This is a genomic window from Sulfitobacter sp. F26169L (genome assembly GCF_026410285.1).
In the GTDB taxonomy this organism is placed as follows: Bacteria; Pseudomonadota; Alphaproteobacteria; order Rhodobacterales; family Rhodobacteraceae; genus Sulfitobacter.
The window spans coordinates 1-8,872 of the sequence record NZ_JAPMLP010000018.1; the positions used below are offsets into that span (position 1 = coordinate 1).

The following is an 8,872-nucleotide window of genomic DNA, read 5'->3' on the forward strand; positions in this document are numbered from 1 at the left end:
CATCCTGATCGACTTGGTGACATTCACTAAGAGGATTATACGTTGTGCGAAGCTCAGACGCTTCACCTTTGACCTCGTTGAACGGGTCAAGAATGAACACGTCTTGCCCCATCCCTTTTCGGTGCATTGCCGTGTTTGTCGCCAGCTCGCCTTTAGGATCAATCACGATGGTTGAACCGTCCCAAGTGAGCAAATTCGACATGAGGGAGGTTGCCGATTTACCTGCGCGTGATCCGGCAATCGTCGCAATATGGCGGTTATCATCTATGCCGATTTGACGATCTTTTGTGCGTCCCAGAAGGATGCGACCATCGGCCATTGTGAATTTTTCGGAGGCCAGTTCGGCAGGATCAAGCCATGAGGCGGAAGGGGTTTCAGGTCTGATATATTGCGCCACGAAGAATCCTTTTGCTAATATTTGATCATGTTAGCCGTTAAGGTTTTGCTAGGGAAATAATGGTATAGTTTTAGAGTAGCGAGATATGTTTATATTACATATAAACCTCGGTTAGGGGGTAAACGCCACCCCCCAACACCCCAGCTTGAGAAAGAAAGGAGCAAGCATGGCACGACCAAAGATCGACCCTGCTTTGAAACGCACCGAAGGCGTTCGCATCCCTCTCTCACCTGTCGAGCTTGCGAAGCTCAACGCCAAGGCGGATGCTGGCGAAACAAACGTCACAGCGTTTGTTCGCGCCGCTGCCCTTGGCAAATCCATCACCGTTCAAAAATCGACTTCGCCGGATTTTGTAACTCGTGATGAGTTGCGCCGTATCGGTGTAAATCTGAACCAGATTTCGAAGGCGATGAACGCACAGAAGTCTGTGCCACCGTCCGAGCTTTTGGCGGTATGCGTCAAGCTAGACACCCTCTTTGACCAGTGGTTGAACCATGATCCCAAGAGTCGCAAAATCAGGCCGTAGCTTCAAAGGTGCAGGGCTTTATTATCTGCACGATAAGAACGCCATGACGGCCGACCGTGTGGCCTTTGTTCACACGTCAAACCTGCCAACTGAAAACCCTGATATCGCCATTGCGCACATGGTCGATACCGCGACACATGCAAACCAGCTCAAACAGGCATCCGGTATCAAGGGAGGCCGGAAACTGGAAACGCCAGTTTACTGCTACTCCTTAGCTTGGCATCCATCCGAAAACCCGACACAGGCGGAACAACTGGAGGCCGTACAGGCTACCTTGAAACGCCTCGGCGTTGCCGATCGTCAGGCCGTGATTATCGGCCACAACGACACGGATCACACGCATGTGCATGTGATGGTGAACCGTGTTTGCCCAGAGACCGGCAAGGCGTCCAACATGGGCAATGACCGGCTCATCCTATCCGATTGGGCTTTGCAGTATCGCAAGGAGCGAGGCGAGGAGCATTTTTGCCCACAGCGCGAAGAAAACCAAAAACGGCGCAAGGGTGAGTTTGTCAAAGATCAGAGTTTGACACGGCAGGAGTGGACGGCGTGGAAAAAATCCCAAACAAAAGATATTTGGGATTTTTTTCGTGCCGACCGCGCCGATGCAAGCGCACCCCGAAAAAGCCAGCTTGATGCGCTATGGCGTCAGAAAGAAGAACGCTTTGCCTTGCGCCGTGATGAAATCAAACAGCTCTATAAGCCGATCTGGCGCGATGTGTTCCAACGGCAGAAAAAGGGTTTACGCGACTTTGACGCAGGGTTGACCAGGCGCATTGCATTTGCGCTTGGTCAACCCAAGGGCAAGGTTTGGAACTTGGTCAATGCGATTATGGGTGGCGGTCAGTTGCGCCGAGACTTCATCGAGACACAGGACAACGAGCGCAAAGCTATCGCCCAGAAACAGAAGGGGCGGACAGTCGATGCCGGTCGTGAAGTCACAAAGGCTTGGAAATACGACCGTGACAAGTTGAAGGCCATGCACAAGGCCGAGGATGATAGGCGGTATCAGGACACTAAAGCCAAAGCAGATGAAGTTTGGAAAGACAAAACACTGAATGAATCCGGTCAGGAATTTGTCGAAAAGTCAGACCGGCGGAAGGACACGGAGAAACGGCAAACCTTTGAGGAAAAACTGACACAAGCCAAAGGCGCAAAGGCTGTTGAGGAAGCAAAGGCTAAGGCGCGGACGCGTACACGCCGACAGAGAAGCCGGCCACGCGATAGGGGGATCACTCCCGATTGACCGGCTCAGGTAGTCGATCTCTTACGACTTTGAAATTATGGCGTTTGATGCGTCTTTCGATGCCATCGGCTTTTTCCCGAAGGTAATCAGCAAAGGCTAACAAGCCTTTTTCCCCACCATCGACCGCCGCGATTTCAACCGCTGTGACGACCAAGCTCATAGCGACAAAGGCCTCATTATCCTCGATTTCTAAGAGCTTTTCGACATGAGCGATATTCACATCGCACATTGCCTCTTTGTTATCGCCAACCGATACTTTCAGTATCCACTTTCTCAATTCGTATAAAAACATCTATTATCATACCATATTGGAGGCCTAAGTGTCCAATTTTGAAGAAGAAAACCAAAGCCATGCAGATCACTATCACCGCAAACTGAAGCAGATTCAGGAGCGCGAGGCAGAGCGTGCGCCAAAACTTGACAGCTGGGCGAACGCCAAAGAGCCAAAGCCCACTATCGAATTTTTGGGTGGCCGTCTGAAAACTGAGAAAGAGATGCACCAAGAGGCGCATGATTTTGCAGACAGGAAGGCGCAGGAACAGCAAAAGATAGATCAGGTTGGGTTGCCTCAGACACCCAAGAAGGCCGTGACTTTTGAGGACAAATTGAGGGCAAAGCTGGGCGCGGAGAAGGTGGAGAAGGCCAAAGAACAAAGGCGTGAAGCTCAACGCGCAGAGCGTAAGCTGGGCAAGGATCGCCAGCAGGGACTTTGAAGTGCGAAATATAGAAATTTAACCTTTAATATGATATGTTTAGTCTAACGAAGGGCTATTCATGGAAACAGAAGATAAGGGGTGTTGCGGATATCCGTCACGATGCGCGGGAGATACATCAAGAGGACGATGCAAAGCGCGAGAGGATTTTGAGCGTGCAGTGAATCCAAACCGCATCATGACGTTTGACGAAAAGTTGAGAGCTAGTCTGGGTAATGCCCACGTTGATAGGGCTATCGCAGAAGCTAGAGCCGACCGCGCTATTTCTCGTAGCCGTAAAGGCGACCGATCATACAGCCGATGAGGTAAGGAAGGTTAGTGTGGGCCAGCCTACATCCAGCACTCGTTGAACTCCGACTTCGTCAACTGCCGATACGTAACGAGTCACAGTCAGGACGAAGCTGGTAAGAACACCCATCGGTGAACAAATGAACTTACCAAGAGTTTGCTTTCGCCAGCCCACAAATCCTAGTACACCTAACAAAAGATCGAAGGCAATAAAATAGCCACGCTTTTTGATAAGTCAGTGGTTTTAGTTGCAAAAAGGCAACATGCGCCACCGATGTATTTATGTCATACGTATATGTTCATGAGTATATCATGGTTGCGTATGTTTTGATGTGTATATATACAACGACATATAGTCTGTATGATTTGTCGTATAGATCAGGCGTAGGATTGTTGAGGTCAAAATGTCAGAAGTAGCAAATAAATGGGGCGAGAAAGTTGCCGATAGAGGATTTTCACAAGTTCCTAACTATCTGTTATTGTTAAACCAATTTATAGATTCTGACAATAGGCTCTCACCATTAGAGCTTCTGATATTGATTGAGTTGTCGGGGTCTTGGTGGAAAAAGGATGAACAACCGTTTCCGTCCATGAAAACCCTTTCTGTGCGGTGTGGCACTTCGGAACGGCAGGTTTTGCGAGCTATATCGCACCTTGAAGAATTAACATTGATCAAGCGTGTGAAGCGTCGGAGTAAAGGGTTGATCGCGTCTAACGCTTATGACCTCACCCCTCTTGTTGAAATGCTAACCGAGGTAGCCAAGCAATACCCCAATGAGTTTCCACGCAAAATCAAACCGGCTGTATCTTTGCCCACAGCCAGCCCGAAAGCCTAACAAAGGGAAGGTGTGGCGATCATCGGAATTATTTTTTCCACAGAAAGCCGAGTACGCGCCCTCTGTCCTCTTTCAGAGGTGGTAATAGAGCCAGCGTTTGGGCTTGCTTGCGCCACTCATCCCGATCTTTGCGAACATCCTCTAGCGTCTGTTCAAGCAGTTTAACTTTATCTTCTAACGGATTGATTTCAGGGGTGTTTAGTGGGGGTGCAGTAAGGGGTATCACCGTGTTCAATTGTGACTGTTCTGTTACTGGTGAATAAACACGGTGGAGTTCAGAGGGGTCAATCTCATATTCGCCGATTTCGTTCTTTCGTGCCGATATTCGCCCTTTATCTATGGCGTTTTTTATCGTGCCTTTAGCTTTTCCAGTGGCTTTAGAAGCCTGTCCAAGGGTGTATAACATAGGGGTGTCACCGTGTTCAGTTGTTACCGTGATTGCACGGTTCATTGAACAGCCTACATGATTCACGAAGTTTTGGAAGTCAGGCTTTGGAAGCGTGCTTTTGTTCGAAGAAGTCTTCGAATTTCCCCTTCGGGTTTTTGGCTAACCATGACCGATATTCGGCTTTGTCATCTGCGATCTGCTTGGTTTCGACCTTGTCTATAACAGGGGCGTTGTCATGGCTTGATAGAGGAGGCATGTCACGCACACTGTCAGCTCTGCGCCGTGCGATCTTTAACCGTTCGTTTTCCTCGTCGGTTTCGCGTGCCTCACTGATAGACTTCCACTCCCAATCAAACCGAACGGCGACGATTGTTCGGCCAACCTTCTGGGGTGTCATGCTTACAGCAACCGTTCCAAAATCGTTGATCTGTTCGATGGCTGGATCAAGCACGCGAAAGCGGAAATTGTTGAACCTTTTATAGGCTTTTTTATCGCCAACGTTCATGAGGTATCTAAGTTCATCCAATTCATAGACCCAATATCTATTACCCATTCGTTTCTTGTCAGCCAACGCGCCATAAAGTGTGCGAGCATGACCTTGCAGACGATAAGCCGCATGAGTTTCGATCTTTGCAAAGGTGTCACCAGCTCTCAGAGCTTGGATGGACGATGGTGGAAGGTACAGGCGTGCAACTGCACCACCTTGCTCTAGTCGCCATTCAGCGAGGATCACCGCGCCCCAATCATCACCTCGATACGTGCCGTTGATTTTGAGGCCAGTCATTCGGTCAAGGCATACCTTCAACCAAGCATTATCTGACCGGCCTTCTGTACCGCGTAGCTTTGATGTGGGGATGGTCAGCTCAACTGTCGTGTCATGCCCATCAGCCAGTTTTAGCTTGTCTACAGCGTCCGCAATGACCCACAGCGAAAGCACCATTGCTGGCGTCAAAGGTTTGTCATTTTGAAAAGGATTTAGCAGAACAGAGCGGACGGTGATTTCAGACATTAGACTACTATCCAGGATTCAGGAGTAGTCGTCAAAGTTTATTTTGTAGTTAAATGACCCTCCCAAACGTAGTCGCTTCCCCTCCCAAACGTAGTCGCTTCCCCTCCCAAACGTAGTCGCTTCCCCTCCCAAACGTAGTCGTTACCCTCCCAAACGTAGTCTTCAACCCTCCCAAACGTAGTCATGAAGAGTCAGTGTCAGTGTAATAGTGTTCAGTGGTAGGACACTAGCACTGGACACTGAACACTATTACACTCGAACAAATTGCCCCTACGGGGCGATAAATGAATGCGCTAAGGGCGCATAACTTAAGCGCGGTTATGTGCCTTCGGCACACGCACTAAGAAAAAATGAGCCTCTCAAAAAACAGGGGCAAATTTCCTGATCTGTTTAAGCCAACATTCAACGCTCACGATCAGACATGCAGAACCATGGTGACAAGGACGCTACGCGCCAGCAAGCTGGTAAATCCTTGACACCAGAACCATGCAAATCTGAACGACGCTTTCATGAAGTCGGCTCGGAAAACAGGGAAATTTCAACGTCACCACCTGTCACACAAAACCGCGCTAGATACCAACATCGCAAGGGGTTTTCAGGGGGTTTAGGTTCCACCATTGAGTTAGGAAAACGTACCTATTGATTTTGTGTACACAAATGTGTATATTAAATGATGGATGGGCTAGAGAGGGCGCAAGATGCGCCAACCCAATTCAAAAGAGGATGAACCTATGAACCAAATTTATAACCTGAAGGAATACCGAACGTGCAATTTGAATGGGACGAAGCGAAACGGGTAAGCAACTACCAAAAACACGGCGTAGATTTTCTGGATGCAGCACTAATTTTCGAAGGTGATGTACTAACGCAGAAAGACGAAACCAAAGATTACGGCGAAGACAGATTCAACTCGCTCGGTCTGGTTGATGGACAGGTTTACAACGTCACTCACACCGAACGAGATGGTAAAATTAGGATAATTTCAGCTTGGCAAGGAGGCCGAAAAGAACATGAGCAATATAAAAACCGCGTCCCTTGACGAGTTAAGGGCAATGAAAGAACGGGGGGAGCTACTCCCCCCAAAGGAAAATACAACGAAAATTGATATGCCAGACGGTTTCTGGGATGATGCAGAAATCGTTTCACGGCCTAGCAAAACGTCAGTTCATCTGCGTGTGAACACTGAAATCCTTGAGTTTTTCAAGGAGGATGGCAAAGGCCATCTAACAAGAATGAACGCTGTTTTGCAGTCTTATGTGGACGCTAAGAAAAACCGCTACACTCCATCCTGATTAGGCAAGGAAACAACTGTGGAATTTTTCAGGATTTTACTATTTCTAGGATCATTCATCCTGTTTGGTATGGGGTTCTACTACGGTAATCCGGGCGAGGCATCTCAAGACATGTCTGTAGCATGGTTTGCGTTTGGTATGTCTGCGACCATGTTCGCGATGGGCATATTTTTGGAACCCATTTCTGAGTGGTTCAAAGAACATGGTGCAGAGTCCGAAAATCCAAAACCAACAAAGGCTAAGAAGAAAAAGTTAAGCGCAGAGAGGTCTGCGGAGTTCGCTGATATTTCAGAGCAAAATTGGAAAATGGGTCAAAAGCCTGATTAGGCGACACAGCCCCCCGCACGACAGTGAAAACAGGGGGGTTTGGCGCGTGAGCATCGCGAACCGTCTTCTAATCAGGATCAGTAATCAGGAACACCAAAATCACCTGATTTGCCGTGATTTTGCTCCTGCACTACAGGCTTTGAATCCTTTCGTACTGCTGTCAAAGCCTGATCTAAAGCAGCTCGGATTTCATGGTTCACCTGAAACTGCCAACCGTTTTCTGATATTTTTACGGCAGTGCTATCGTTAAGCCACATCCGCAAAATGGTAGGATCAGCTGTTCCATTGTCGTAGCGATTTCCCGTCAAGGTGGATCGCAATCCATATTCAAAACGTGTGATTTCTACGGTTTGATATGTTTTACCTGCATGAATGGTTGTTTCCTTTCCTAACACCACATTGTTGGGCACTTTTTCAACGTGTTTCCACATAAACAGAGCGAAAATTGCCCCTATAACACCAAGCCAGAGCCACGAAGGGTTTGATGTATTGAAAAAAATAATCATGCCAGCGATGAAGAGTGAAAGACCCACTGAACCATATATAACACCGTTTGAGCTGTGAAAGTCGGACCTTACAGTGTCCACCCAAGAAACGCGGATTGTCGTATCATCAATCCATTCAGTATTCAGCTTCAGCTCAGTAGCCATTTAACAAATCCTTCCAGTAGACACGGCGCAGGGCAAACGGTTTTTTACCAGCCAACAACACTAGCTTGTTTTGTTTCTCTCGTTCAAAAGCTAATGCGATCTCATAAGGCGCCATGAGAGGGACATTGACGATGGTTTCGCGCTCGGTTTTTGCGCCACCGCGTTGGCCTTCAAGTGAGGTATTTTCAGGCTGGATTTGCACCGATTGAGACATCCCCAACCGTTTCGAGAGATATTCAAGCGTGGTCATATCGGTGTTGCCAAAGGCCTCGATAATCCCAGCGTTGCCTAAAAAGGTTTCCCAAGACTTTGGATAATGGGCTTTGAGTTGTGACAGATCCTGCATCACTGTCCACAGCTTCACATCATAGCCAGCCATTAAACCGGCAGATGACTCAATCTGGCGCATATATCCCAAGGTCGGAAACTCTTCCAAAATGAAAAGAACAGGCCGACCAGTGACATTTTTTTCCTGTTCTAATGCAGTCATGGCTTGCGTGATCAACATCCGCAACCATCTGGCATGTGTCGCCATTCGTGATGCTGGCAACACCAGATAAATGGTGGTTGGCTTGCGCTTGAGAACGCGCATCGAGGACAAGCCACTATCCGCGATGTGGGTACGCATTGGCGCGGAATCTAGAAAAGCGGTTTGTTCGATAGCCGTTGAGATGATCGAGCCTTTTTCATCCTTTGGCTTGCCGGTCATTGTTCCGCCAACACCGGCCAAAACACCATCGAAAGCATCTTCTGCTTCTAACATGTGATCGAAGTGCGTGGAGAGGGAGGTTTTAGACCCCTCAGACGCGTTTTCAGGCTCTTCTAGGGGTGAGGTCAGGATTTCCCTTACATCACGCAGAGAGGCCGATTTTCCGGCTGTGTGGAGGACGTACAGGCAAAGACCACGGATCAAGTTGCGAGCGGACAAAGCGAAGTGCTCATTTTTACCACCGTCAGACGTGATGAGGCTTTCCGCGAGAATGGCGGTTTCATCAACCACATCATCCTGATCGACTTGGTGACATTCACTAAGAGGATTATACGTTGTGCGAAGCTCAGACGCTTCACCTTTGACCTCGTTGAACGGGTCAAGAATGAACACGTCTTGCCCCATCCCTTTTCGGTGCATTGCCGTGTTTGTCGCCAGCTCGCCTTTAGGATCAATCACGATGGTTGAACCGTCCCAAGTGAGCAAATTCG

The 8,872-nt window shown here is 48.4% G+C and carries 13 protein-coding genes; 7 read left to right on the forward strand and 6 right to left on the reverse strand.

Going from position 1 to position 8,872, the window contains the following annotated elements:
- The coding region (locus OS189_RS18335; protein WP_267168781.1) for a type IV secretory system conjugative DNA transfer family protein at nt 1-397 on the reverse strand (397 nt) is incomplete at its 3' end.
- Between the two features lie 166 nt (nt 398-563).
- Between OS189_RS18335 and OS189_RS18340 the strand changes: the two genes are divergently transcribed.
- Nucleotides 564-923 (forward strand): plasmid mobilization protein, encoded by a 360-nt coding sequence (locus tag OS189_RS18340; protein WP_267168782.1) that lies wholly within the window; start codon nt 564-566, stop codon nt 921-923.
- Nucleotides 892-2,169, forward strand: a complete 1,278-nt coding sequence (locus tag OS189_RS18345) for a relaxase/mobilization nuclease domain-containing protein (RefSeq protein ID WP_267168783.1) — start codon at nt 892-894, stop codon at nt 2,167-2,169. Before OS189_RS18340 ends, OS189_RS18345 begins: the two co-directional genes overlap by 32 nt.
- Here OS189_RS18345 and OS189_RS18350 read toward each other — a convergent pair.
- Nucleotides 2,156-2,461 carry a hypothetical protein gene (locus OS189_RS18350; protein WP_267168784.1) on the reverse strand — a complete coding sequence of 102 codons (306 nt, stop codon included), beginning with the start codon at nt 2,459-2,461 and terminating at the stop codon, nt 2,156-2,158. The genes OS189_RS18345 and OS189_RS18350 overlap by 14 nt on opposite strands.
- 28 nt (nt 2,462-2,489) lie before the next feature.
- Between OS189_RS18350 and OS189_RS18355 the strand changes: the two genes are divergently transcribed.
- Together OS189_RS18355 and OS189_RS18360 are read left to right on the forward strand one after the other, a co-directional pair.
- Nucleotides 2,490-2,882, forward strand: a complete 393-nt coding sequence (locus OS189_RS18355) for a hypothetical protein (RefSeq protein WP_267168785.1) — start codon at nt 2,490-2,492, stop codon at nt 2,880-2,882.
- Nucleotides 2,883-3,574: 692 nt separating this feature from the next.
- Nucleotides 3,575-4,006 carry a helix-turn-helix domain-containing protein gene (locus tag OS189_RS18360; RefSeq protein WP_267168786.1) on the forward strand — a complete coding sequence of 144 codons (432 nt, stop codon included), beginning with the start codon at nt 3,575-3,577 and terminating at the stop codon, nt 4,004-4,006.
- 28 nt (nt 4,007-4,034) lie between these two features.
- Here OS189_RS18360 and OS189_RS18365 read toward each other — a convergent pair whose 3' ends face one another.
- Nucleotides 4,035-4,457 carry a MerR family transcriptional regulator gene (locus OS189_RS18365; protein ID WP_267168787.1) on the reverse strand — a complete coding sequence of 141 codons (423 nt, stop codon included), beginning with the start codon at nt 4,455-4,457 and terminating at the stop codon, nt 4,035-4,037.
- A 34-nt stretch (nt 4,458-4,491) separates the two neighbouring features.
- Complete coding sequence (locus OS189_RS18370) at nt 4,492-5,403, reverse strand: replication initiation protein (protein WP_267168788.1); 912 nt, start codon at nt 5,401-5,403, stop codon at nt 4,492-4,494.
- A gap of 766 nt (nt 5,404-6,169) precedes the next feature.
- Between OS189_RS18370 and OS189_RS18375 the strand changes: the two genes are divergently transcribed.
- Genes OS189_RS18375 through OS189_RS18385 form a run of 3 tightly spaced genes read left to right on the forward strand, consistent with a single transcriptional unit; the run spans nt 6,170 to nt 7,022 of the window.
- Entirely contained in the window at nt 6,170-6,442 is a 273-nt protein-coding gene (locus tag OS189_RS18375) for a BrnT family toxin (protein ID WP_267168789.1), read from the forward strand.
- A complete protein-coding gene (locus OS189_RS18380) occupies nt 6,414-6,695 on the forward strand; it encodes a BrnA antitoxin family protein (RefSeq protein ID WP_267168790.1) in 282 nt (93 codons plus the stop codon). Before OS189_RS18375 ends, OS189_RS18380 begins: the two co-directional genes overlap by 29 nt.
- Before the next feature lie 18 nt (nt 6,696-6,713).
- Nucleotides 6,714-7,022, forward strand: coding sequence for a hypothetical protein (locus OS189_RS18385; protein ID WP_267168791.1), 309 nt, complete (start codon nt 6,714-6,716; stop codon nt 7,020-7,022).
- Nucleotides 7,023-7,099: 77 nt separating this feature from the next.
- Here the strand turns inward: OS189_RS18385 and OS189_RS18390 are convergent, their stop codons facing one another.
- A complete protein-coding gene (locus OS189_RS18390; RefSeq protein WP_267168792.1) occupies nt 7,100-7,672 on the reverse strand; it encodes a hypothetical protein in 573 nt (190 codons plus the stop codon).
- Nucleotides 7,662-8,872 (reverse strand): type IV secretory system conjugative DNA transfer family protein (locus OS189_RS18395; protein ID WP_267168793.1); only part of this gene is annotated, 1,211 nt, incomplete at its 5' end. The genes OS189_RS18390 and OS189_RS18395, both read right to left, overlap by 11 nt.

Coding starts and splice junctions, on each gene's coding strand:
- OS189_RS18340 (WP_267168782.1), top strand. CDS start 564: ATGGCACGACCAAAGATCGACCCTGCTTTGAAACGCACCGAAGGCGTT.
- OS189_RS18345 (WP_267168783.1), top strand. CDS start 892: ATGATCCCAAGAGTCGCAAAATCAGGCCGTAGCTTCAAAGGTGCAGGG.
- OS189_RS18350 (WP_267168784.1), bottom strand. CDS start 2,461: ATGTTTTTATACGAATTGAGAAAGTGGATACTGAAAGTATCGGTTGGC.
- OS189_RS18360 (WP_267168786.1), top strand. CDS start 3,575: ATGTCAGAAGTAGCAAATAAATGGGGCGAGAAAGTTGCCGATAGAGGA.
- OS189_RS18365 (WP_267168787.1), bottom strand. CDS start 4,457: ATGAACCGTGCAATCACGGTAACAACTGAACACGGTGACACCCCTATG.
- OS189_RS18370 (WP_267168788.1), bottom strand. CDS start 5,403: ATGTCTGAAATCACCGTCCGCTCTGTTCTGCTAAATCCTTTTCAAAAT.
- OS189_RS18380 (WP_267168790.1), top strand. CDS start 6,414: ATGAGCAATATAAAAACCGCGTCCCTTGACGAGTTAAGGGCAATGAAA.
- OS189_RS18390 (WP_267168792.1), bottom strand. CDS start 7,672: ATGGCTACTGAGCTGAAGCTGAATACTGAATGGATTGATGATACGACA.